This is a genomic window from Sphaerimonospora mesophila (assembly GCF_001417795.1).
GTDB classification, from domain to species: Bacteria; Actinomycetota; Actinomycetes; order Streptosporangiales; family Streptosporangiaceae; genus Sphaerimonospora; species Sphaerimonospora mesophila.
In genome coordinates, this window is the sequence record NZ_BCBX01000042.1 from 51032 (window position 1) to 75130 (window position 24099).

At 71.9% G+C, this 24099-nt stretch carries 22 protein-coding genes; 2 read left to right on the plus strand and 20 right to left on the minus strand.

Annotated features, from left to right (window positions below; all coding sequences use genetic code 11):
* Nucleotides 1–60: 60 nt before the first annotated feature.
* The 9 genes from AP234_RS23815 to pgsA all read right to left on the minus strand — a co-directional run bounded on the left by AP234_RS23815 (nucleotide 61) and on the right by pgsA (nucleotide 9312).
* Nucleotides 61–2373 (minus strand): lantibiotic dehydratase, encoded by a 2313-nt coding sequence (locus AP234_RS23815; protein ID WP_055481948.1) that lies wholly within the window; start codon nucleotides 2371–2373, stop codon nucleotides 61–63.
* Between the two features lie 117 nt (nucleotides 2374–2490).
* A complete protein-coding gene (locus AP234_RS23820) occupies nucleotides 2491–3243 on the minus strand; it encodes a YebC/PmpR family DNA-binding transcriptional regulator (RefSeq protein ID WP_055481949.1) in 753 nt (250 codons plus the stop codon).
* A 4-nt stretch (nucleotides 3244–3247) separates the two neighbouring features.
* Nucleotides 3248–3856, minus strand: a complete 609-nt coding sequence (gene pdxT, locus AP234_RS23825) for a pyridoxal 5'-phosphate synthase glutaminase subunit PdxT (protein ID WP_431999052.1) — start codon at nucleotides 3854–3856, stop codon at nucleotides 3248–3250.
* Nucleotides 3853–4767, minus strand: a complete 915-nt coding sequence (pdxS, locus tag AP234_RS23830) for a pyridoxal 5'-phosphate synthase lyase subunit PdxS (protein ID WP_083502378.1) — start codon at nucleotides 4765–4767, stop codon at nucleotides 3853–3855. The genes pdxT and pdxS overlap by 4 nt, the downstream gene beginning before the upstream one ends.
* A gap of 158 nt (nucleotides 4768–4925) precedes the next feature.
* A complete protein-coding gene (locus tag AP234_RS23835) occupies nucleotides 4926–5927 on the minus strand; it encodes a DUF3048 domain-containing protein (protein WP_063843073.1) in 1002 nt (333 codons plus the stop codon).
* A gap of 109 nt (nucleotides 5928–6036) precedes the next feature.
* Entirely contained in the window at nucleotides 6037–6579 is a 543-nt protein-coding gene (locus AP234_RS23840; protein ID WP_152990585.1) for a hypothetical protein, read from the minus strand.
* Nucleotides 6576–7706, minus strand: a complete 1131-nt coding sequence (locus AP234_RS23845; protein ID WP_055481952.1) for a glycosyltransferase family 4 protein — start codon at nucleotides 7704–7706, stop codon at nucleotides 6576–6578. Before AP234_RS23845 ends, AP234_RS23840 begins: the two co-directional genes overlap by 4 nt.
* Entirely contained in the window at nucleotides 7703–8710 is a 1008-nt protein-coding gene (locus AP234_RS23850) for a phosphatidylinositol mannoside acyltransferase (RefSeq protein WP_055481953.1), read from the minus strand. Before AP234_RS23850 ends, AP234_RS23845 begins: the two co-directional genes overlap by 4 nt.
* Complete coding sequence (gene pgsA, locus AP234_RS23855; RefSeq protein WP_055482055.1) at nucleotides 8707–9312, minus strand: phosphatidylinositol phosphate synthase; 606 nt, start codon at nucleotides 9310–9312, stop codon at nucleotides 8707–8709. The genes AP234_RS23850 and pgsA overlap by 4 nt, the downstream gene beginning before the upstream one ends.
* Before the next feature lie 231 nt (nucleotides 9313–9543).
* Here pgsA and AP234_RS23860 point away from each other — a divergent pair, with 231 nt between their 5' ends.
* Together AP234_RS23860 and AP234_RS23865 are read left to right on the plus strand one after the other, a co-directional pair.
* The gene (locus AP234_RS23860; RefSeq protein ID WP_055481954.1) at nucleotides 9544–11685 is read left to right on the plus strand and encodes an elongation factor G-like protein EF-G2; all 2142 of its coding nucleotides are present in this window, start codon (nucleotides 9544–9546) and stop codon (nucleotides 11683–11685) included.
* 187 nt (nucleotides 11686–11872) lie between these two features.
* On the plus strand, nucleotides 11873–13522 hold the full coding sequence (locus tag AP234_RS23865; RefSeq protein ID WP_055481955.1) for a family 10 glycosylhydrolase: 1650 nt from the start codon (nucleotides 11873–11875) through the stop codon (nucleotides 13520–13522).
* A 7-nt stretch (nucleotides 13523–13529) separates the two neighbouring features.
* On the opposite strand, the gene AP234_RS23870 is transcribed toward AP234_RS23865, so the two are convergent.
* The 11 genes from AP234_RS23870 to AP234_RS23920 are packed head-to-tail and all read right to left on the minus strand — an operon-like array spanning nucleotide 13530 to nucleotide 23995.
* Nucleotides 13530–14261, minus strand: a complete 732-nt coding sequence (locus tag AP234_RS23870) for a maleylpyruvate isomerase family mycothiol-dependent enzyme (protein ID WP_055481956.1) — start codon at nucleotides 14259–14261, stop codon at nucleotides 13530–13532.
* Complete coding sequence (locus AP234_RS23875) at nucleotides 14258–15103, minus strand: fumarylacetoacetate hydrolase family protein (RefSeq protein WP_055481957.1); 846 nt, start codon at nucleotides 15101–15103, stop codon at nucleotides 14258–14260. The genes AP234_RS23870 and AP234_RS23875 overlap by 4 nt, the downstream gene beginning before the upstream one ends.
* Complete coding sequence (locus AP234_RS23880; protein ID WP_055481958.1) at nucleotides 15100–16221, minus strand: cupin domain-containing protein; 1122 nt, start codon at nucleotides 16219–16221, stop codon at nucleotides 15100–15102. The genes AP234_RS23875 and AP234_RS23880 overlap by 4 nt, the downstream gene beginning before the upstream one ends.
* A 1-nt stretch (nucleotide 16222) precedes the next feature.
* Nucleotides 16223–17212: a flavin reductase gene (locus tag AP234_RS23885; RefSeq protein WP_055481959.1), complete on the minus strand. Its 990-nt coding sequence runs from the start codon at nucleotides 17210–17212 to the stop codon at nucleotides 16223–16225.
* Nucleotides 17209–17829, minus strand: a complete 621-nt coding sequence (locus AP234_RS23890; RefSeq protein ID WP_055481960.1) for a 4-carboxy-4-hydroxy-2-oxoadipate aldolase/oxaloacetate decarboxylase — start codon at nucleotides 17827–17829, stop codon at nucleotides 17209–17211. Before AP234_RS23890 ends, AP234_RS23885 begins: the two co-directional genes overlap by 4 nt.
* Before the next feature lie 2 nt (nucleotides 17830–17831).
* On the minus strand, nucleotides 17832–18482 hold the full coding sequence (locus AP234_RS23895; protein WP_055481961.1) for an RraA family protein: 651 nt from the start codon (nucleotides 18480–18482) through the stop codon (nucleotides 17832–17834).
* Nucleotides 18479–19165, minus strand: coding sequence for an RraA family protein (locus AP234_RS23900; protein WP_055481962.1), 687 nt, complete (start codon nucleotides 19163–19165; stop codon nucleotides 18479–18481). The genes AP234_RS23895 and AP234_RS23900 overlap by 4 nt, the downstream gene beginning before the upstream one ends.
* Nucleotides 19162–20196: a hypothetical protein gene (locus tag AP234_RS23905; protein WP_235558341.1), complete on the minus strand. Its 1035-nt coding sequence runs from the start codon at nucleotides 20194–20196 to the stop codon at nucleotides 19162–19164. The genes AP234_RS23900 and AP234_RS23905 overlap by 4 nt, the downstream gene beginning before the upstream one ends.
* 31 nt (nucleotides 20197–20227) lie before the next feature.
* Nucleotides 20228–21232: an amidohydrolase family protein gene (locus AP234_RS23910; protein WP_055481963.1), complete on the minus strand. Its 1005-nt coding sequence runs from the start codon at nucleotides 21230–21232 to the stop codon at nucleotides 20228–20230.
* A gap of 29 nt (nucleotides 21233–21261) precedes the next feature.
* Nucleotides 21262–22719, minus strand: coding sequence for a 4-hydroxyphenylacetate 3-hydroxylase N-terminal domain-containing protein (locus AP234_RS23915; RefSeq protein ID WP_055481964.1), 1458 nt, complete (start codon nucleotides 22717–22719; stop codon nucleotides 21262–21264).
* A 34-nt stretch (nucleotides 22720–22753) separates the two neighbouring features.
* Nucleotides 22754–23995: a flavin-dependent oxidoreductase gene (locus tag AP234_RS23920; RefSeq protein WP_055481965.1), complete on the minus strand. Its 1242-nt coding sequence runs from the start codon at nucleotides 23993–23995 to the stop codon at nucleotides 22754–22756.
* Nucleotides 23996–24099 lie beyond the last annotated feature (104 nt).

The following is a 24099-nucleotide window of genomic DNA, read 5'->3' on the forward strand; positions in this document are numbered from 1 at the left end:
AAGCGGCAGATGCTATGCCGCCCGAGCCGTCGCCCGCCACCGCATTACCGCGCCCTCGCCTCACCAGGGGGTGCCGGGGTCCACCAGTTGCAGCCGCAGCTCGCTCGTGTAGCGCGCGCCGTCCGGGCCGGGCAGCCACGCCTGGCCGGGGCCGGGAAGCATCTCGGTGAACCGCACCCAGGCGGTGAGATCCCCGCTCTGCCGGGCCCGGCGCAGCCCGGTCACCAGCGTCGCGGCCTGCACAGAGCTGGTGAGGTCGAGGTAGAACGGCTTGAGCTCGCCGGGCAGCTTGACGAAGACGAAGCGGGGCAGCCCCAGCCGGGCGGCGAGCGCGCGTACGGCCCGGAAGACCCGCGACTCGGTGGCGGAGGCCGGGGGCAGGGCGAGGTCCGCCAGCGGCACCGACCAGGACTCTCGGGCGACCACGAGATCGTCGACGAGGATCCGGGGCACGTGCGGGCGGTCGCGGCCCAGCAGCTTGAACGCGTCCATGACGTCGGCGGCCAGCAGCATGCCCACCACGTCGATCACCCGGAACTCGGCGCGGCCGTCCGGCGTCGCGCAGCGCAGGCCGTCCGGCGCCCGCTCGACGCACAGCTCGGCCAGGTTGACCCGGCGGTCCGGGTCGCCGCCAGGATAGTGGGTCATGGCGAGCCACCACTGCCGCTCGTCGGGGATCGCCGGCATGGTCCGGGCGAGCACCCGGGGGTAGTGCTTGACCGGCACGAGCACGACCCGCTCGCCGGGCAGGCTCGCGGCCAGCAGCCGGGACAGCCGGGCGGGGTCGGGATGCCGGTCGACGAAGACCCCCGCCTCGATGGTGTTCCAGGCGGCGTGCAGCTCGCCGAGGACGAGCAGGCACTCGCCCCGGGCGATCGCGGCCGGGTCCGGCGCCGCGAGCTGGATGTCGGCGCTGTGCTGGTACGCCTGGATCCAGCCGGGTGGGCCGGAATGGAACGCCTCCCGCACCGCCGGCCACAGTCCCGCGGAGGTGTGCCGCACCTCGGCGGCGTCCCGGTCCACGTCCAGCAGATCGTCCCAGCGCTTGGCGAAGGAGTCCTCGATCGACTCCAGCAGCCGATGGCCCGGGATGTAGACCTCGTGGGCGCACAGGCCGAGCAGGTGCGCCAGCCGCACCGGCCCGGGCCCGGAGGCCCGGATCATGTCGTACGCGCGGAGGAAGACCTCGCCGTAGCGCGTGGCGAGCTCGGCGGTGTACCCGCGCAGGCTGTAGGCGAGCAGGGACAGCGGCGGCCCGAGCCGCCGGAGGAGCCCCGGACCGAAGTCGATCCGCGCGTCCCGGCTCGTGTCCAGATGGACGAGCCCGCGGCCGCCGTAGGTCTCGCCGGGCCTGCGGCTCGGGGCCTGGCCGGTCAGCCCGGTGAACGTCTCGTCGAGGGCCCTCATCGCGCCGTCCAGCTCGTCGGCGGTCTCCGCCCGGGCGACCCCGGCGACCCCGGCGTCGAGCGCGTCCATGGCCGTGTGGAGCCGGGCCCGCACCCGCGGGTCGCCGATGGCGGTCACGGCCGCGCGCAGCATCTTCTCCGGCCGCATCACGAGGGGCGGCTCCATGTCCCAGCGGATGTGCCCGGCGGCCACGAACTCGTCGAGCAGCCCGTAGACCGCCTCGGCGCGGGGGAACGCGCCCGGGTCCTCGGCGATCAGCTCGGCGGCCAGGTCACGGGCGGTGCGGGTGCCGTCGCAGCGGCGCAGCACCCGCCACTCGTCCGGCGAGAGCGGCACCGGCGGCCCGTCGGTGCGCAGCACCTGCCGCTCGTGCAGGCACGTGGCGGGATTGGGTCGGGGGGCCAGCCAGGGCCGCACCGCCGGGTCGGCGGAGAAGACGGCGGCCAGCTCGTCCACCGCCCACGGCTCCAGGTGGACGGCGCGCCCGTTCACCAGTTCTGGGCCGGTCTCGACGGTGGCGAACGGCCCGTCCGGGCGCAGCCGCACCCAGCACACCGGCCCGAAGAAGCCGATGGTGTCGTTCTTGGCGCAGTAGCGCGCCCAGTAGCGGGCGAGGACGCGTTCCTTGCGGCGCAGCGACTGGTTGCGTCGCGCGTCCGCCGATAGCGCCAGCGGGCGGATCGAGTCGCGCAGCACCGCGGGATTCTGCCAGGCGATCGCGGTCTGCAGGTCGGGCCGCGCCGCCACGGCCGCCAGGCGCCGGTGCTGGCGTGCCTCGGCCTCGGCGACGGTCGCCTCGTCGGGGTCGGCCGCCGCGGCGTACTCCGGGTCGCCGAGCGCGACGAGGTCGGCGATCGGAAAGCCGGCGCCGCGCAGCACGGCGACCGGCCAGACGCGCAGCGGGCCGCCCGGCAGCGCGAGGAGTTCCGCTTCCCCGGCCACTGGTGTGCCGTCGGTCAGGGTCATATGGCCTCCCGCCCGCGAGATACCCGAGAATCAAGATACTCGGATCAAACCGAGTGTCTAGATACGAGTACGGCGCGCGGGAGCGACGGCCGTTCCGGCGGCCGGACGGCCGGGCGGCTAGAGCTCGAGCTTCTCCATGATGTCGTCGCTGACATCGAAGTTGGCCCAGACGTTCTGCACGTCGTCGCTGTCCTCCAGCGCGTCGATGAGGCGGAAGACCTTGCGGGCGCCCTCCTCGTCGAGCGGCACGTTCATCGTCGGCAGGAAGCTCGCCTCGGCCGACTCGTAGTCGATGCCGGCCTCCTGCAGCGCCTTGCGCACCGGGACCAGGTCGGCCGCCTCCGACACGACCTCGAAGCTCTCACCGAGGTCGTTGACCTCCTCGGCGCCCGCGTCCAGGACCGCCATGAGCACGTCGTCCTCGTTCAGCGTGCCCTTCGGGACGATCACCACGCCCTTGCGGTTGAACATGTACGACACGGACCCGGGGTCGGCCAGGGAGCCGCCGTTGCGGGTGAGCGCGACGCGGACCTCCGAGGCCGCACGGTTGCGGTTGTCGGTCAGACACTCGATCAGGATCGCGACGCCGCCGGGGCCGTACCCCTCGTACATGATGGTCTGCCAGTCGGCGCCGCCGGCCTCCAGGCCGCCGCCGCGCTTGCGCGCCCGCTCGATGTTGTCGATCGGGACCGAGTTCTTCCTGGCCTTGAAGATCGCGTCGAACAGCGTCGGGTTGCCGTCCGGATCGGGACCGCCGGTCCTGGCCGCGACCTCGACGTTCTTGATGAGCTTGGCGAACAGCTTGCCGCGCTTGGAATCGAGTGCCGCCTTCTTGTGTTTGGTCGTCGCCCATTTGGAGTGGCCGGCCATCGCGTTAAAGCTCCCTCACCATGTCGACAAAGTACGAATGTACTCGCGCGTCACCGGTCAACTCCGGATGGAAGGACGTCGCGAGCAGAGGTCCCTGCCGGACCGCGACGATCCTACTCCCCGTCCGGCAGAGCACCTTCACATCCGCACCCACCGACTCGACCCACGGCGCGCGGATGAACACCGCGCGGACCGTTCCGCGCCCGGCGAAGTCGAGGTCGGCCTCGAAGGAGTCCACCTGGCGGCCGAACGCGTTGCGGCGCACCACCATGTCGATCCCGCCGAGCGTCTGCTGGCCCTCGATGCCGCCCTCGACGCGGTCCGCCAGCATGATCATCCCGGCGCAGGAGCCGTACGCGGGCATGCCCTCCTTGATCCGCAGCCGGAGCGGTTCGAGCAGCCCGAACGCGACGGCGAGCTTCCACATCGTGGTGGACTCCCCGCCGGGGATGACCAGCGCGTCGACGGCGTCGAGCTCCTCCTGGCGGCGCACGGCGGTCGCCCGGGCGCCGCAGGCCGCCAGGGCGCGGATGTGCTCGCGGACGTCACCCTGGAGGGCGAGCACACCGATCTTCGGGGCGTCGGGTGCGATCTCAGCGATCGCCGTGGTCACCAGCCACGCTCGGCGAGGCGGTGCGGGACGGGGATCTCGTCCACGTTGATGCCCACCATGGCCTCGCCCAGGCCGCGCGACACCTTGGCGATCACGTCGGGGTCGTCGTGGAAGGTCGTGGCCTTGACGATGGCGGCGGCGCGCTTGGCCGGGTCGCCCGACTTGAAGATGCCCGAGCCGACGAACACGCCCTCGGCGCCGAGCTGCATCATCATGGCGGCGTCGGCCGGGGTGGCGATGCCGCCCGCGGTGAACAGCACCACCGGCAGCTTCCCGTTCTTCGCGACCTCGGCGACCAGGTCGTACGGCGCCTGCAGCTCCTTGGCCGCGACGTACAGCTCGTCCTCGGGCAGCGAGGACAGGCGCTTGATCTCGGCCCGGATGGTCCGCATGTGGGTGACGGCGTTGGACACGTCACCGGTCCCGGCCTCGCCCTTGGAACGGATCATCGCGGCGCCCTCGGTGATGCGGCGCAGCGCCTCACCGAGGTTGGTGGCCCCGCACACGAACGGGACGGTGAAGCGCCACTTGTCGATGTGGTTCGCGTAGTCGGCGGGCGTGAGCACCTCGGACTCGTCGATGTAGTCGACGCCGAGCGACTGCAGCACCTGGGCCTCGACGAAGTGCCCGATCCTGGCCTTGGCCATGACGGGGATCGACACGGCGGCGATGATGCCCTCGATCATGTCGGGGTCGCTCATCCGGGAGACCCCGCCCTGGGCGCGGATGTCGGCGGGGACGCGCTCCAGCGCCATGACGGCGACGGCTCCGGCGTCCTCGGCGATCTTTGCCTGATCCGGGGTGACGACGTCCATGATCACCCCGCCCTTGAGCATCTCGGCCATCCCGCGCTTTACGCGCGCGGTGCCGACGGCGGTGGTCTCGTTGACTTCGGGGGCGCTGCTGGACACGGTCCTACCTCACGATGGGGCTACGGATTCCCCTCCATGTTAGGTCTTGTCCGTCAGCTGTTCGCCCCCCGCCCGGCTGCTCCACCCCGGCGAATCCGATCAGGTCTTTGGTCCGCTCCGTACAACCGCTCGCACGATCGCTCCGTACGACCCGGGGATCACGGCGCGACGGGCTTCTTGCTGGCGAGCACCACCCAGACCTGCCCCCGGGCGAACGGCATGGGGCTGCCGTCGGCCGTCGTGTAGGTCGTGCCGTCCTTCTCCGAGGGCCGCGACCAGCGCACACGGTACGCCTGGCCGTCCCGCAGGACCACCCCGGTGCCCTTGCCCACCGTGTGGACGAGCGGGGTGTAGCTGCCGGTGAAGTCGTGGAACTGGGAGCGCTCGGTCTTGACCCACTGGATGACGATGGTGGGCGCGCCCTGCTGGCCGCCCTCCGCCGCCATGTCCTTCTTGCCGTCCTGGGTGATCAGCCAGCGCTTGTGCCGCGCCGACCAGTTGAAGGTGAACTGGGCGGCCGGGTACCTGACCGACACCTTCTTCTGCGGCGTGCCCCCGGGGGGCGGCTCGTCGGAGAACGTGAAGCCGATGTCCGCGGCCTTGCTCGCCTTCGGCGCCTGCGCCAGCAGCTTCTTCGGGGTCGCGAACAGGTTGTACGGGGCGTAGCGGCCGGGTTCCCGGAAGTACGCCCCGGGCATGCTGCTGTCGGAGGCGTCGAACAACGGGGCCTGCTGGACGAACGGGATCATCTTGGTCTGCACGCCGGAGTAGGCGAAGGCCGGCTTGCCGAACATCGGGACGATGTGCAGGTCGGAGATGCGGGCGCTGCGGACCGGGCCGACCTTGGCGGGCAGCTTCGAGGAGAAGATCGCCATGAGCCGGGTCAGGCCGCCCTCGACCTGCTCGACGTAGACGATGTCGGCGCTGCGCACGCCCATCTGCGGTTTGCCCGCGGAGGTGTTCTCGATCTTCACGGCCAGCACCGGTCGGCGCTGCTCGACGGGCCTGCCGGTGAACGGATGCTCCGGGGGCGGCGTCGGTGACGGAGCCGGCTGCGGCGCCTCCGCCTGGGCCTGCTTTCCGGCCGTGTCGTCGGAGGAGCACGCGGCCCCGGTGAGCACTACCGCCGTGGCCAGCGTGAAGCGGATCACTGCCCGCACCGTGAGCTCCTCCCGATCACCGGACCGTGTGATTATGACAGGGGCCATGAGCTTACCGGCGAATCGTCACATCTCTCCCATCGGCCGGGTAAAAACGACCATCGTCGATCTACTCGGCCGACAGCGACTCCGGCGGGGCGTCGTCGATCTCGAAGAAGCCGGGGTAGTCGGTGTGCCCGGCGAGCCGCAGCGTGCGGGCCAGCCAGCGGCGCTGAGCCGTACGCGTGATCGAGACCGCGTCGTTGTAGAACCGGCGGGAGTAGACCACCTTGGCGACGGCGGTGTCCAGTTCGGTCAGCAGTGCGGCGCCCATCGGATGCTCGGCCAGCTTCTCGCGGAACCGCTCCTGGTCGACCATGGCGCGCAGCGTCTTCGACAGGTCGCTCTCGGCGTGCTCCCGCTCGTCCGGCCCCGCCGTACGGGCCTCATGGGCGGCCGCGGCGAGCACGAGCGAGGTCGCCGGGTCGAGGATGCGCGAGCCGGCGAGTTCGAGACAGACGGCGGCGCGGCGGAGCAGGGCGGCGTCGAGCGCCGCCTGCGCGGTCTCCAGCCGGATGTGCAGGCGGTCCAGCCGCCCGGCGCGCCAGGAGATGTAGACGCCGATGAGCACGGCCAGCCCGACGAGCACGATCACCACGGTCAGCGTGGTCACGAGACGTCCTCCTCGACACCGGCCGCCGAGTGCGTGACGGTCTCGTACACGCGCACGACGTCACGGGCGACCGTCGACCAGTCGTACTTGCGCACCGCCTGGCGCGCCTCGTCGGAGAGCTTGGCGCGGCGCCCGGGGTCGTCCAACAGGCGGGCGGCCTCCTTGGCGAGGGCGTCGGCGTCGCCGGTGGCGAACAGCGCCCCGGCCTGGCCGTCGCCGAGGACGCGGCGGAAGGCCGGGATGTCGCTGGCCAGGATCGGCGCCCCCGCCGACATGGCCTCGGTGAGCACGATGCCGAAGCTCTCCCCGCCGAGGTTGGGCGCGCAGAAGACGTCCACCGAGTGGTAGGCGCGCACCTTGTCGGCCTCGCTCACCATGCCGAGCAGCCCGATCCGGTCCCGGTACGCCCTGGGCACCCGGCCGAGCACGTCGTCGGGGTCGCCGGGACCGGCGATCAGCAGCCGGAGGGACGGCCGCTGTGGCGCGAGGATCTCGAACGCCTCCAGCAGCACGGAAAGGCCCTTGCGCGGTTCGTCCATCCGGCCGAGGAACCCGATGACGCCGCCGTCGGGGCCCCAGCCGGGCAGCGGCTCGCCCTCGGCGTACCTGCTCACGGTCACGCCGTTGGGGATCAGCACGGCGTCGCCGCCGAGGTGCTCCACCAGCGTCTTGCGGGCCGCGTCGGACACCGCGATCCTGGCGGTGATCTTCTCCAGCGCGCTCTGCAGCATCGGCGCGGCCACCGACATCGCCCGGGAGCGCTCATAGGACGCGTGGAAGGTCGCCACGATCGGCCCGCGCGCCACCCAGCAGGCCAGCACGCCGAGCGAGGGGATGGCCGGCTCGTGGACGTGCAGCACGTCGAAGCGGCCCTCCCCGATCCACCTGCGCACCCGATTGGCCGACAGGAAGCCGAACGCCAGCCGCGCCACCGACCCGTTGTACGGCACGGGCACGGCCCGCCCGGCCGAGGTCACGTAGGACGGCAGGGCGGCGTCGTCGGCCGCCGGGGCGATGACGGACACCTGGTGCCCGTCCGCGATGAGGGCCTCGGCGAGATCCCGGATGTGGGCCTGCACGCCTCCCGGGACCTCCCAGGTGTAGGGGCAGACGATGCCGATCCTCATGGTGTGCTCTCAGGCCGGGGCTCCAGGTCGTCGAGCCAGAGGCGCTGGAGCATGTGCCAGTCCTCCGGGTGCTCGGCGATGCCCTTCTCGAAGGCGACCGCCAGGGCCTGCGTCATCACGGTGACCTTCTCCTGCCTGGTGCCCTCGACCGGCACCGGGATCTCCTCATGGATCCGGATGCCCCAGCCGTCGCCCTCGAACCACAGCGTCGCGGGCAGCAGCGCGGCCCCCGTCTGGATCGCCAGCAGCGCCGGGCCGGGGACCATGCGGGTCTTCGCGCCGAAGAACTCGACCTCCACGCCTGAGGCGGTGAGGTCGCGCTCGGCGGGCAGGCACACCGGGCGGCCCTCGCGCAGGCGCTTGGCGAGCGTGCCGAACGCCATCGCGCTGCCGCCGCCCCTGGCCGTGAGCGGCAGGACCTCCATGCCCAGCCGCCGCCGGTAGTCCACGAACCGGTCGAACAGCGACTCGGGCTTCAGCCGCTCGGCGACGGTGGTGAACGGGTGGCCCTTGTGCACCAGCCAGGCGCCGGCGAGGTCGTAGTTGCCCATGTGCGGCAGCGCGGCGACGACCCCGCGCCCCTTCGCCAGGTTGTCGAAGATGGCCTCGGCTCCGACGGCGTGGGTGCCGGCCAGGATCCGCTCCCGGTCGAAGGAGGCGAAGCGGAACAGCTCCATCCAGTAGCGGAAGTAGGACCGCATCCCGGCGCGGGCGAGCGCCCGCACGGCGGGGTCGGCCGCCGGGGCGCCGGCGTCGGTGCCGAGGGTGACGGCGGCGGCGCCGGCCGGCCGCCTGCCGAGCACCCGGGCCAGGTTGGCCTCCAGGCGCAGCACCGACGTGCCGCGTCTGCGCCACAGGACGTCGGCGAGGACGCGGAAGAACCACGCGGCCACCCGCTCCGGCACGTGCCGTACGACGGCCCAGCCCAGCGTGAACGAGGCGGCCACGATCCGGTCGCCCAGCGGGACGCGTGTCCGGGCGGGCGGGCCCGCCGTGCCGCTCATCGGACCACCGCCTGTCTGTACACGTGCACCATCCGCTGGACCACCGTGACCGCGCTCGCCGCGGCGAGCAGCCAGAGCCCGACTGCCAGGATGTACGGCACGCCGAGGCCGGACAGCCCGGCCGCGACCAGGATGACCGCGATCCGTTCCCCACGCTCGGCGATGCCGACGTTGGCCTCCATCCCGAGACCCTCGGCGCGTGCCTTGGCGTAGGAGACCAATGCTCCCGCGACGAGGCAGAACAGCGCGACGGCCGCGAGGACGATCTCCGGCTCATCCTTGAGGACGAAGTGCATGATCAGGCCGGAGAAGATCGCGGCGTCGCCGAAGCGGTCGAGCGTGGAGTCCAGGAAGGCGCCCCACCTGCTCGGCTTGCCCGTCATCCGGGCCAGCACGCCGTCCAGCAGATCGGCGAGAACGAAGAACGTGATGGCGAGCGACCCCGCGAAGAGATGACCGGCCGGGTAGAAGACCAGGGCCGAGATCACCACCCCGAGGGTGCCGATCGTCGTGATCACATCGGGTGACACGCCGCGGTTGGCGAGGGCTCGCCCCAGCGGGGTCAGGACTCGGGTGACGGCGGGGCGCAGGACGTTCAACATCGCGGTTCGATCGTAGGCCATGAACACGATCGGCAGGTCGCAAGCACATTGGGCAGGAAAGTCTTGTGATCTCCGCCACATGGGTAAAGGCTGAAGAACAAGCGCCCGCGTGGACAACGACGAGGGCGGGCCCCCGGGCGCGGGACAGCGACGGCAGAGCGGCCGACGCGGGATGGGCGCGGGTGCCTGCCGCGCGCCATCCCGGACTGCTCAGGAGATGCGGGAGGCGATGTGGCCGAGAGATCAACCGGCGCGACCGCAGGGGCCGCGGGCAGGGTACCCGCGGCCGATCGGCCGGACATGGTACGCAATGTCGTGCTGGTCGGCCATTCCGGTGCCGGCAAGACGACCCTGATCGAGGCGCTGCTCGCGGAGACCGGCGTCATCCAGCGCATCGGCCGGGTCGAGGACGGGACCACGGTGTGCGACTTCGACGAGGTGGAGATGCGCCAGCAGCGCTCCGTCAACCTCTGCGCCGCCCCGGCCGTGCACAACGGCATGAAAATCAACTTCCTGGACACGCCCGGGTACGCCGATTTCGTCGGAGACCTGCGGGCCGGGCTGCGCGCCGCCGACGCCGCGCTGTTCGTCGTCTCGGCGGCCGAGGGCGTCGACGGGCTGACGCGGATGCTGTGGGAGGAGTGCGCCCTCGTCGGCATGCCGCGCGCCGTGGTCATCACGAAGATCGACCACCAGCGCGCCGACTTCGACGAGGTCCTCGCGAGCTGTCAGGACGCCTTCGGCGACGGCGTCGCGCCGCTCTACCTGCCCGTGAACGGCACGGGCCTGCTCGGGCTGCTCTCCCAGCGGTTCTTCGACTACGCGGGCGGCACGCGCGTGGAGCGGGATCCGGACCAGGGGCAGCTCGAGCTCATCGAGCAGTATCGCGGCGACCTCATCGAGGGGATCATCCAGGAGAGCGAGGACGAGTCGCTCATGGACCGCTACCTCTCCGGGGAGGAGATCGACAGCAAGGTGCTGATCGACGACCTGGAGAAGGCGGTCGCCCGTGGCGGCTTCCACCCGGTGCTCGCCGCCGCGCCGGGAGTCGGGATGCGCGAGATCCTCGAGGTCGTCACGCAGGGATTTCCCTCGCCGCTCGAGCATCCGCTGCCCACCGTCACGACGATCGACGGCAGGCCGGTCACCGATCTGAGCGCCGACCCGGACGGCCCGCTGGTGGCGGAGATCGTCAAGACCACGAGCGATCCGTACGTCGGCCGGATCAGCCTGGTCCGCGTCTTCTCCGGCACGCTGACGCCCGACATGACCGTGCACGTGTCCGGCCACGGGCTGGCCGAGCGCGGGCACGAGGACCACGACCTCGACGAGCGCATCGGCGTGCTCAGCTCGCCGCTGGGCAAGACCCAGCGGCCGGTGGCCAAGTGCGTGGCCGGCGACATCTGCGCCATCGCCAAGCTCTCCCGGGCGGAGACCGGCGACACCCTGTCCGGCAAGGACGAGCCCATGCTCATGACGGCCTGGACGATGCCGGAGCCGCTGCTGCCGGTCGCGATCCGGGCGAGGTCGAAGGCCGACGAGGACAAGCTCAGCCAGGCCCTGGCCCGCCTGGTCGCCGAGGACCCGACGCTGCGGCTGGAGAACAACGCCGAGACCCACCAGCTCGTGCTGTGGTGCATGGGCGAGGCCCACGCCGACGTCCTGCTCGACCGGCTGGCCAAGCGGCACGGCGTCGAGGTGGAGAAGGTGGACCTGCGGGTCCCGCTGCGCGAGACGTTCGGCGGCAGGGCCCAGGCCATGGGCCGCAACGTCAAGCAGACCGGCGGCCACGGGCAGTACGCGATCTGCCACATCGAGGTGGAGCCGCTGCCGCCGGGCTCCGGGCTGGAGTTCGTGGACAAGATCGTCGGCGGCGTCGTGCCCCGTCAGTTCATCCCGTCGGTGGAGAAGGGCGTGCGGGCCCAGATGGAGCGGGGGGTGCTCGCCGGATATCCCGTCGTCGACATCCGGGTGACGCTCTACGACGGCAAGGCCCACTCGGTCGACTCCTCCGACATGGCCTTCCAGATCGCCGGGCAGCTCGCGCTGAAGGAGGCCGCGGCCAAGGTCCAGACGCTGCTGCTCGAACCGGTCGACGAGGTCTCGGTCCTGGTCGCCGACGAGTTCGTCGGCGCGGTCATGTCCGACCTGTCGTCACGCCGCGGCCGGGTCCTCGGCACCGAGCCGGTGGGCGGCGGCACCGCGGGCGGGCGGACGCTGGTGCGGGCCGAGGTGCCCCAGCTGGAGATCACCAGGTACGCCATCGACCTTCGGTCGATGTCTCATGGGACGGGCAGCTTCACCAGGACGTTCCTGCGCTACGAGCCGCTGCCCGCGCACCTCGCCGAGAAGGTCGTCGCGGCCTCGCAGTGAGGGGCCGCCCCGGGCGCCGGGGTTTGGTACGGCCGGCGCCCGGGCAGTCCCAGCGGGTGAGCCGCGTCACACAGGCCTCCATAGGCACAGGTCACAGGTGGCGGATTTCACTTCTTGGCCGAATCCGGCATTTACCGATGCGACACTGGACGTCCGGACATGTCGGCATTTCGGGGAGGGGCGCCACATGACCGATCGGGGCCACCGCCGTCTCGGCCGCCCGCTGATCGCCACCACCGCCGTCGCGCTGCTCGCGGGCGGGGCCGCGTACACCTTCGGGCCCGACGCGCGGGCGGAGCAGGGAGCCCGGGGCTCGGCCGCCGCGGCCAAGACCGCGGGCAAGGCCGGAGGCAAGGCGGCGCCGGAGCGTTCTTCCGCCGCCGGGTCCTGCCCCACCAGCGCGCGCTTCCCCAAGCGGCAGCTCCGCGGCGTGTGGATCGCCACGGTGCGCAACCTCGACTGGCCGTCCCGGCCCGGCCTGAGCCAGGAGCGGCAGCGCGCCGAATACCTGAAGATCCTCGACAACGCGGTCAAGCGGCGGCTGAACGCGGTGTTCTTCCAGGTGCGACCCGCCTCCGACGCGCTCTACCGGTCATCGCTCGAGCCCTGGTCGCAGTGGCTGACCGGCACGGCGGGCAAGGATCCGGGATGGGACCCGCTGCCGTTCCTGGTGGAGGAGGCGCACAGGCGAGGCCTGGAGTTCCACGCCTGGTTCAACCCGTACCGGGCGGCCGAGTCCGCCACGTCCGAGCTGCCGCCCGGCCACCCGGCCCGGCGCCACCCCGACTGGACCGTCAGGCACGAGGGCGGCCTCTACTACAACCCCGGCCTCCCCCAGGTCAGGGACTGGGTGGCCCGCGTCGTGACCGATGTGGTGCGCCGCTACGACGTGGACGGCGTCCACTTCGACGACTACTTCTATCCCTACCCGGGGAAGGGCACGCGGTTCGCCGACCAGGCCGCGTTCAAGAAGTTCGGCAACGGCATGAAGCTGGCCGACTGGCGGCGCGACAACGTGAACAAGCTGGTGGGCCAGGTGTCGGCCGCGGTGCGCGAGGCCAAGCCGTACGTGAAGTTCGGCATCAGCCCCTTCGGCATCTGGCGCAACAAGAAGGAGGATCCCAGCGGATCGAACACCAGCGGCATGTCCGCCTATGACAGCATTTATGCGGACGCGAAGGCGTGGATCAAGGCGCGCAGCGTGGACTACATCATGCCCCAGCTCTACTGGCCGCGCGGGTTCTCCGCCGCCGCCTACGAGGAGCTCCTGCCCTGGTGGGCCGGCGCGGTCAAGGGCACCGGTGTGGACCTCTACATCGGCCAGGCGCTCTACCGCGTGGGCAGCACCGACACCCCGGCCTGGAAGAAGGCGGGCGAACTTCCCTCCCATCTCACCCTGAACCGGAAATATCCCGAGGTCGGGGGCGATGTCTACTTCAGCGCCAGATATCTGGTCTCCAACCCCCTGTCGGTCCTCGACCGGATCGTGTCCCAGCACTACCAGAGGCCGGCCCTGCTCCCCCTGCCCGAGCGGTTCAAGGCCAAGCGGCCGGCCGCCCCTCGCGGGGTGCGGCACGCGAACGGCACGCTCAGCTGGGAGGCCCGGCCGGACGCACGGGCGTACGCCGTCTATCGCGCGCCCGCCGGGCGGGCGGGCAAGACCGGCGGCGCCGCGGCCGCCGGAAGCAGTGCCTGCGTCACCGCCGACGCCCGCAACCTGGTGGCGATCGTCCCGGCGAGCGACGCCCCCTCCTACGCCGCCGGCGGCTCCGGCGCCTACTACGTGACCACCCTCGACCGCCTCGGCAACGAAAGCACCCCCACTCCCACCCGGTGATCCACGGCTACAGCCAGGCGGCGAGCGCGGGGAGCACGCCGCCGGAGCGGTCCCGCAGCGTTCCCGCGCCGCGTCCGGTGAGCCAGCGAGCCAGTTCGGCGGGCGTGCCCGTGACCTCCACCGCCGGGTCACCGGCCGGCTCCGCGCCCCCTCCGTCGAGGGACCAGGTGCGGCCGGTGGTGCCGGCCAGCACGAGCGCGGGCTCGCCGGGACGTCCGGCACGCCGGGCGACCACGTCGGTGACGAGTTCCTCGCACAGGTCGTCCGGCAGGTCCGCGAAGGTGATCCTCACGTCGAGGTCGACCGCGTGCACGGCGACCTCCCGCGTACGCATCCAGGGGATCTCGGAGGCGGGGACGGTACGGCCCTGGGCGGTGACGACCAGCGCGTCCCATTGCGGCCCCGCCAGGTCCGCGAGGTCGGCGGCCAGTCCCTCGGCGCTCTCACGGACCAGGGCGCGCAGCCGGTCCCGCGACCAGGACGCGCCTTCTGCGATCTCGGCGGCCCGCTGCTCGGCCGAGGCGTACATCGGGCTGGGCTCGCCGGTGCGCGCCCACGACACCAGCCGCCGCAGTGCGGCGGCGTTGAACCCGACGTGGGCCAGCAGGTGCCCGCGCGACCAGCCGGGCAACCCGGTGGGCGCGGCCAGATCGCCCTCGCCGAGGTCGTGCAGCGCCCGCAGCAGCAGGCCCGTACCGTGGCGCATCCACTCCAGTGAACAGGTGAGCGACCGGGTCATGCGGACATGTCCTTGGGAACGCGGGCGATGTTGTCCAGCCTGCCGATGCCGCTGATCTCGGTCACCACACGGGCCCCGTCGACGAGGTAGCGGGCCGGCCTTCGGGCGTGACCGACCCCGCCGGGGGTGCCGGTGGCGATGACGTCGCCGGGGCGCAGGGTCAGGATGGAGGAGGCGTACCTGACCAGCGCGACCGGGTCGAAGACCAGGTCGTCGGTCCGCGCCCGCTGCACCGTCTCACCGTCGACCTCACAGGTGAGGGAGAGCGCGGGGCGCACTCCGCCGGGCAGCTCGTCGGGCGTGACCAGGACCGGGCCCATGGGGGTCGTGCTCTCGAAGGTCTTGCCCTGGAGCCACTGCGGCGAGCGGTACTGCCAGTCCCGCATCGTGACGTCGTTGACGACGGTGAACCCGGCGATCGCGGCCGCCGCCTGCTCCTCGGTGGCCCGCCGTACCGGCGCGCCGATGACCAGGGCGAGCTCCGCCTCCCAGTCGACCGCGTCGGACTCCGGCGCCAGTTCGATGTCGTCCGTGGGGCCGACGAGGGCCTCGGGGTACTTGGCGAAGAGCGTGGGGAACTCGGGCAGCTCCCGGCCCATCTCGGTGATGTGGTTGCGGTAGTTGAGGCCGACGCAGAGGATCTTCCCCGGCCGGGTGACGACCGGGGCGAGCCGCGCGCCGTCGAGCCCGTACTCGGCTCCGCACGCGGTCTCAGCCTCCCGCCGCCAGTCCGGGCGGGCCAGCAGGGCGCGAACGTCCGGCGCGCCCAGGTCGACGTAACGGTCCTTCTCGCACCGCACGGCGCGGGTCGCGCCGTCGACGCGAAGGGTGGCGAGCTTCAACGGGGAACTCCATCCTCATGTACGCGGGCCTGGTGCAGGCGCTCGAAGATCGGGGTGTCACTGAAACGGAAGAGATCCAGGGCCGTCTCCGCGCCGACAGTCAGCGGCTGCCACGACGGGACGACGAACACGTCTCCCGTCTCGACGGTCCATTCGCGGTCGCCGACGGTCACCCGCCCGCGCCCCTCGAACACCTGCCAGACCGACGACCCGACCTCGCGGCGCGCCGCGGTCAGTGCGCCGTCGCGCAGCCGGTGGAACTCGGCGCGGATGGTGGGCATGACGTCGCCGCCGGTGGTGGGGTTGATGTAGCGCACGGCGGCGTGGCCGGGCTCGACCACCCCCGGGTGGCCTTCGCGTTCCAGGTCCAGCTGGTCGCGCAGCGCGGCGTCGGTGTGCTCCCACCGGTACGCGGCGATCGGCGAGCTCGGGGTGTCCGCGAGCTGCGAGACGGCGCGTAGACCGGGGTGGGCCCAGATCCGCTCCGAGCGCGACCGGTCCGGCGTCCGCGTGCTCGACACCTGGTCGGGGCCGAACTCGAAGAACGCGCTGTCGGTGGCGTGTACGAATGGGATGTCCAGGCCGTCCAGCCACGCCATGGGCCGGGTGGCGATGTTGTGGTGGCCGTGCCACTGCCAGCCGGGTGTGAGCAGCAGGTCGCCGCGTCGCATGGCGACCGGGTCGCCGTTCACGACGGTCCACACCCCTTCCCCCTCCAGGACGAACCGGAAGGCGTTCTGGGTGTGGCGATGTTCGGGCGCCACCTCGCCCGGGCACAGGTACTGGATCGCCGCCCAGAGGGTCGACGTCGCGTACGGCCGCCCGCCGAGGCCCGGGTTGGCGAGGGCGATCGCCCTGCGCTCTCCGCCGCGGCCGACCGGGACCAGGTCGCCGGCCCGCTCGGCCAGCGGGAGAATCTCGTTCCAGCGCCACACATGCGGCAGCGCCTCGGACTTCGGGGACGTCGGCATCAGGTCGCCGATCTCGGTCCACAGCGGCACGAGCAGCTCCTGCTCGAACGACCGGTAGAGGGCGTCGAGCTCGGATGTGCGTTCGGGCTGCCCCGGGCCGTCACCGGCCTCGATGCGGACGATCCCGGAGAAGCTGTCGCCGGACATGTCAGACCTCCTCACTCGGGGGGCACAGGCGCCGGTGCACCACGGCCAGGTGCTGTGTCATCGCCTCACGGGCGCGTACGGCGTCGCCCCCGGCGATGGCGTCGTAGATCTCCTGATGGGCGGCCAGGGTCCGCTCGGTCGCCTGCGGGCTCGTCCCCGCCGAGTAGTGGGCGTGGCGCGAGCGGGCGAGCGCCTGCAGCGAGGCCGCGATGGCGGGGTTGCCGCTGGCCATGCCCAGCGCCGCGTGGAACCGTACGGACTCGGCGGTGAACAGGTCGGGCACGGGCGCGGCACGGCGAGCCTCGTCGAGGGCCTCCCGCAGCGCGGCCAGCCCGTCGGGAAGCCGGCGGAACGCCGCCAGTTCGGCCGCGGCGGGTTCGAGGGCACGCTGCGCCTCGATCAGCTCGTCGGGCGACAGGCCGCCTGCGTGCAGTTGCACGGACAGGGCATCGGCGAACTCCTCGATCCGGCCGTCGGGGGTGCCCTCGTCGTCGGGGTCGAGCCGCCGGTAGCCACCCGCCCAGTACAGCAGCGGGTCGCCCTCGGTCCCGCCCGCCGCGACCACCTCTCCGATCAGGATCTGGTGGTCACCTCCGGGGAGGATGGCGTGCAGGCGGGTGTCGAACCAGCTCAGGCAGTCGGAAACGATGGGGGCTCCGGTCCGCTCCGGGGCGGTGGTGACACCGGGGAACACGCCCTCGGCCCGGCCGCGGCCCCGGGTGGAGAAGTACTGCGACACGTCGCGCTGCCCGCTCGCCAGCACGCTGATCGAGAAGCAGCCCGCCGCTTCCACCTCGTCGAGGAAGGGGCTGTGGGCATTGATCGAGACGGCGACCAGCAGGGGGTTCATCGAGAGCGAGACGAACGAGGTGGCGGTGATGCCGTAGAGGTGCCGGCCGTTGCGGGTCGCCACCACCGTTACGCCGGAGGCGAACCGGCCCGCCGCCCGCCGGAACGCGGCGGCGGTCGCGGAAGCGGTGTCCGCGGTCATGACGTGACCACCGGACGTCCGAGCGGACGGAATCCGTACAGGTCGAGGCTGAGCTCCCCGTCCCGCAGCCGGGCCATGTACGCGTCCTCCTTGGCGACCCGCCGCCGGGCCGCCGCCACGACGTCGTCCACGGAGGCGGCGGGGAGCACGACGATCCCGTCCTCGTCCGCCACGACCAGATCGCCGCGGTTGACGACCCGGCCGCGCATGACGACGGGAGACCCGATGGCGCCGGGCCACTCCTTGCCTGTCCCCCGGATCGCGACCGATGTGCTGAACGCCGGGAACCCGATGGCGCGCATGCGCTCGGTGTCGCGTACCCCGCCGTCGATCACCAGGCCGACGACGCCGCGCGCCTGGGCGGCGACCGCGAGGACCTCGCCCCAGTAGCCGAACGGCGCGCCGCCCGCGTCGACCACGAGGACGTCACCGGGCCGGGCCTCCTCCAGGGCCCAGTGCAGGGGGAGGTTGTCCCCCGCCGCGGCCTGGACGGGCAACGCCCGACCGGCGAGCCGGGCGCCGGTCCACGCCGGGCGGAACGCCGGGTCGAGGTCGCAGTTCAGGCCGGATGCCTCGAACAGCGTCGCCGACCCCATCTCCAGCAGCTCACTGGTCATGATCACGCCTTCCGCTGCAGGTCGTGGTAGCCGTATGCGGCGCGGGCCTCGGCGATGGAGGAACCGGCCAGCGCCATGCGCAGGATCCCGTCCTCGCGCTCGGCGATCTCCTCCGCCACCGCGAGCACCCGCTCCTCGCAGTCCTGCGGCACGGCGACGACGCCGTCCTGGTCGCCGATGAGCAGGTCGCCGGGGCGGACCTGCACCCCGCCGATGTTCACCGGCCCCTGCACCTCGGCGACCTCGACGCGGTCTTTTCCGGTGCGCATGAACCGGCCCCGGCTGTAGATCGGGTACGCGAGGTCGAGCGCCCGGTGCACGTCGCGGCACACACCGTCGATGACGGTTCCGGCGACACCGCGGGCGTTCGCGACCGCGGTGAGGATGTCGCCCCACACGGTGCAGTCGGTCCTGCCGTCGTTGTCCAGCACGACCACCCCGCCCGCGGGCACGTCGTCCAGGTAGTCGCCGACGGTTCCGGGCGGCGTGCTCGCCGACACGTACCTGATCGTGTACGCGCGGCCGGCCATGCGCTGCCCGGGGCCGAGCGGCGCGAGGCCCAGCAGGCCGCCCGTACGGCCGAGCCGGTCCAGGGCGTCCGAGATGGTGGCGGTGGAGAGGCGGGCGAGCCGCTCGTCGACGGTGCCGGTCATGAGGCCGCCTCCGCGGTGATGGTCGGGAACTGGGAGTCGTGCATGACGTCGATGACGTTGCGGCCGGACCGGACGGCCCGTGCCATGTCGAGCTCGCGGGCCGCGATGCGCTCGGCGAGCTCCAGCACCCGCGCGATCTCGGCCCTGGCGATGAACGCGACGCCGTTGCGGTCGGCTATCACAAGGTCGCCGGGATTCACCCGGACCATGCCGACCTGGATCGGCACGTCCATGTCCTCCTGGACGATCCGGCCGCGGGCACTGACGGGTACGGCGGCGCGGGCGAACACGGGAAGGTCCACGTTCTCGCAGTCCTGTACGTCACGGCAGGCGCCGTCGACGATGACGCCGGCGACCCCGCGCTGCGCGGCGGCCTCGGCGAGCAGCCCTCCCCAGCAGGAGACGTCGACCCGTCCGTGGTTGTCGATGACGACCACATCGTCGGGGTCCGCCTTGGCCACGAGCGGGGTGGCGATGTGGGTGGCCGGGCCGGCGGCGGACTTGGGCGCCGCCTTGACGGTCCGTACGACGCCTGCCGTGACGCGGGTCGCGGGCCACATGGGCAGCAGGCATGTCACCGCCCCGGGCAGGCCGAGCGTGTCGAGCGCGTCGGAGATCGCGCACGAGTCGAGGGCGCGGAGCCGGGAGACCTCGCTCGCCGCGCCGGAGGTGTTCTCTGTCATCGGTCCGACTCCTCACCGGTGGGTGACCAGGTCACGAATCCCATGGCGTTGCCCGTGCCGGCCTCGGTCCGGTAGCAGGGCTGGTACTCGACGGAGCTCACCGACAGCCCGGTCTCCGCTGCGATCCCGGCGACGGCGATCCAGTTGCGCAGCTCGGAGCTGCCGGACCGCATCTCCGACGCCGGAAGCGACGCGAGATGCCGCTCGTCGAAGGTCTCAAGGGCGCGGATGAAGTCCCGGTCGAGGTCCTCGTCGATCACGAAGTGGGACAGACCGCCCGATGCGACGACGCCGACGCGCAGGTCCCGGGGGAAGGACGCGATCGCCCGGCCGAGCGCCCGGCCGAAGTCGAGGCAGCGCCGCGCGCTGGGCGGGTTCGGCTCGAAGAACGTATTGATGAAGACGGGGACGAAAGGCACCTGGGACCGCTCGCCCATGATCCGCTGGTAGATGAAGCCGTAGCCGTGCGGGATGCCGTGGTTCCCGTACCGCCCGGCGGGCAGGGCGCGCGAGGCCGCGACGTCGAAGCCGTCCTCCATCGCGGAGGCGATGAGGTGCAGGGCCAGCTCCGAGTGGCAGGGGCGGGAGACGGTCCGCTCCGGGACGTCGCCGAGCGCCGCCTCCCCCAGACCCGGCTGCATGGCGGCGATCTGCTCGGGGGTGAACGGCACGTGGTCGACGGCGTCCCCCCAGTAGACCGCGAACGCGGGCAGCAGCTCGTCGTCGTAGACCTCTTTGTGGTCGCTGCTGATGATCACGACGACGTCCACCTCGGCGGCGGCGAGGTGCGCGCCGAGGTGGTCCATCGCCCGCTGGCAGGCCGCCCACCGGTCCGCCTGGACGTCGGGTGCGCATTCGTGGGAGAAGTCCTCCCGCGCGGCCTTGAGCTGCTCGAAGGTGTACCGGCCACCGCGGAACTCCAGGGTGGAGCTCCTGCGGTCGGCCTCGCCCCGCTCCGGCCAGCGGATTGAGGGCGTCTTGAGCTGGGGACCGTGTGAGGTGCCGATACCGGCTACGACCCTTGCCATCATCTGCCTTTCTTCGGATGTCGCGCTGTGCGGCTCAGAGGCGGAACAGAGCGCTCGCGTTGCCGCTGAAGATCGCCTCGCGGTCGGCGTCGCCGAGCCAGTCGATGTCGCGGACCAGCAGGTGGATGTCGTCGAACCAGCGCCCGTTCTCGGGATTGATCTGGGAGCCGGTGCCGGGCTTCTCGGTGCCGAACAGGCAGCGGTCGACGCCGACGACCCGGACCAGCAGCTCGATGGCCTCCTGGGTGTAGAGGCAGGTGTCGAACCAGAGGCGGCGCAGCTTCTCGATGTACGGCGTGCCGCCGCCCCGGACGCCGGACGGCAGGAACCGGCCGACCTGGTACGGGATGGCCCCGCCGCCGTGGGAGACCACGATCTTCAGATCGGGGAAGTCGCGCAGCACGTCGGACGACAGCAGGCTCCAGATCGCGACCGTCTCCTCCTGGATGAAGTGGAGGCTGTACGGCTCGCGCGCGGGAGGCCGGCAGCCCGCGGCGTGGATCAGCGCGGGCACGTCCAGCTCGCACAGCGCCTCGTACACGGGGTACCAGTAGCGGTCGCCGAGCGCCGGCGGCGTCGCCGTGCCCTCGTACGGGTCCGGGTTGAGCAGCGCGCCGACGAAACCGAGCTCGGTGACGGCGCGGCGCAGCTCGCCGACCCACTCCGCGGGCGCCACGTCGGGGCTCTGCGGCAGCCCGGCCACGCCCTTGAACCGGCCGGGGTACAGCTCGCAGGAGCGGTGGATGATGTTGTTGGTCTCCTCGGTGAACCACCGGACGATCTTGTTCGGCTGCTCGCTGTGCATCATCTGGTACGGCCGGGGCGAGATGAGCGGGACGTCCACGCCCGCGCCGTCGATGTGGTCGAAGTGGGAGACGTCGCCGAAGCTCGGGTGCGGTTCGGTGTGCGCGGCGCGGATCTGGTCGTCGCTGATCTTCGGGGCCTTGCCGCCGTGCGCGCCGCGGTGCGAGAGCAGCCCGGCCTTCCACGCGTACAGCTCGGCGGGGGCGGACACGTGTCCGTGAACATCGATGATCATGGTGTTTCTCCTGGGTGGGTGGCGCCGGGTCAGGCGGTGAGCGGGGTGGAGACGAGCTCGTCGAGCCGGCTGTCGACCGCCGAACGGTCGTAGGTCCGCAGCAGGCGGGTGCGTCCGGCCCCGGGGTCGCCCCGGTGCAGGTACTCGTAGAGCTCCTGACGGGAGCCGAACCCGTCGCCGACGAGCTCCCAGGCGATGCGGAACAGGCGTGCCTTGCGGTCCACGTCGATTTCGTGACCGCGCATGTACTTCTCCAGGAACGGCCGCAGCTCGGGGTTGGCCAGGTCGGCCTCGCTCGGCTGCATGATCAGGCCGGAGGCGCCGATGCGGCGAATGATCTCTACCACGCGGGCCGAGACGTCGGCCGACCAGAAGCCCAGGCCGTAGCTGGGCGCGGGGGCGAGCAGCCCGCCGGGAGTGGGCTGGGCCGACGCCTCCGCGCCCACGATGCCCAGGCGCAGGGTCTCGGCGTAGGAGATCAGCTCTCCGAGGTTCTCCTGGATTCCGCGGAAGCCGTGCACGCCGATGCTTTCGGCGATCATGGCCGCCACGGACACGAAGACCTTGAGCCGTTCGTGGAAGCGGATGTGGGTGCTCTGCATGCTCCAGGCGTTGAGGCGGCTGAGGCCGCGCACCGCGAGCATGCTGTCGCCGAGGAGGAACAGCCGCTCCCAGGGGATCTCGACGTCGTCGAAGAACAGCATGGCGTCCTGCTCGTCGAACCGGCGTCCCAGCGGGTGGCTGTGGCCGTTGCCGTGGTCGCCGAGCGGCTCACGGCACAGGATCTTCAGCCCCCTGGCGTTCATCGGCAGCGCGAACCACAGGACGAACTCCTCGGCGCCGCGCTGGGCGGTGACGCCGTTGAGGTAGACGAGGACCTCGTGTGAGAACGGCGCGAGGGTGGCGAGCTGCTTGGCGCCGCGGATCACGACACCGCGCTCGTTCTCCTCCACCACGCGCAGCGCCAGGTCGGGGTCGTCGAGCGGGCTCGCGCTCCGGTCGATCTGCGGGTCGCCGAGGGCGTGGGTGAGCACCAGGTCGTGCTCCATGGCGTACCGGTGGTAGTTGACCGCGTTGGCCCCGAAGCCCGGCCGGCCCTTCTCCAGTTCGTCGCGGTAGTCGTAGAGACCGACCACGACGTTGGCCATGAAGTCGGGCGAGCGGCCGAGCTGTCCCCAGCTCTCCCGCATCCACCATTCCGCCGCGGCGAACTTCGCCCGCAGCTCCTCCGGGGTGGTGGGCAGCGCGTACGAGCGGCTCACCCGGTTGCCGGTCTTCGGCGACACGAAGGTGTTGACCTCGCGGGCCTCCGGGTCGGACAACCGCAGATCGAACAGCCGCGCGAACTCGTCGACCACGCCGCGGAAGGCGGGGTGCTCGGCGACGTTCTTCACGCGCTCGCCGACCAGCCACACCTCACGCCCGTCGTCGAGGCTCTGGCGGTACCTGTCGCCGGTCATGGCGCCGAGGGCGTTGGAAATGTCCATCGTTGACTCCTCGTGAGTGTCGGGATGTGCGGGGTCAGGGGCGGGCGAGCGCGGCGTGGGAGTATCCGGCGACCGTCTGGTAGCTCTCGCTGAGCCGCCTGATCTCCTCCCGGGAGATGACGTCGTCGATCCGTTCGAACGGACGGTCGCCGGTGCGGTCGTAGACCTCCCGGAGCAGGGCGTCGGGCGGGTTCATCCGGTTGGTCAGCACGACGCGGGACGTCGCGGCGAGGCGCTCCGTCTCGTACGCGCGCAGGGCCTGGTACGGGTCGCCGCTCTCGGCCAGGCGGGCGGCCAGGACGCGCCCGTCGAGGATGGCCTGAGCCGCGCCGTTGGAGCCGCGCGGCACCATCGGGTGCGCCGCGTCGCCGAGGAGCGTGACCCGGCCGACCGTCCAATGGTCAAGGGGGTCCTGGTCGACCATGGGATACTCCAGCACCTCTTCGGCCGCCCGGATCATGGCCGGCACGTCCAGCCAGTCGAAGGTCCAGTCGGCGAAGGGCTCGATGAAGTCCTCGATCAGCCCCGGGCGGTTCCAGTCGCGTGCGTCGCGGATGGGGCCCTCGACCTCGGCCACCCAGTTGACCAGCTGGTCCCCGCGGGTGTTGACGTCGTCACGGATCGGGTAGATCACCATCTTCCCGGTGGCCAGCCACCCGGCCCGCACCATGCTGGCCCCGGTGAGGAAGCGCGGCCACACGGTGGTGCCCCGCCACATCATGTAGCCCGTGTAGTGCGGGGCCGTGGAGCCGTGGAGCTGCTTGCGCACGACCGAGTGGACGCCGTCCGCGCCGACGACGACGTCGCCTGCGACCGTCGAGCCGGAGCCGTCCCGGTGCGTGACGTGGACGGTTGACGACCGCTCGTCCTGGGTGACGTGCGTGCCCCGGTGGTCGAGCAGCACCGCGTCGGGACCGAGCCGGTCGTACACGGCGGCGAGCAGCACCTGCTGCAGGTCGCCCCGGTGGATCGAGAACTGTGGCCAGTCGTACCCGGCGAACCGGCCGGCGGGCTCGCGGGCGACCAACTGGCCGAACCGGTTGAAGAACGCCGACTCCCGGGTGGTCACGGCGACCGCGGCCAGGGCGTCCTCCAGCCCGAGCCGGGCCAGGTTCCTGGTCGCGTGCGGGAGCAGATTGATGCCGACGCCCAGGGCGCCCAGCTGTGGGGCCGCCTCGAGAACCACGCACTCGATCCCCGATCGGTGGAGTTCGAGCGCCAGGGTGAGACCTCCGATCCCCGCCCCAAGGACGATGACCCTGGGCTTGGTCGCCATCTGCGACTCCTTTCGTGTGGTCCGACTTGAAGAATTCCGGCCGACCAGGGCATGACGGCATGGCCCGCCGGCGCCCTGGCACCGCGAACTTCGCGAATCCGGGG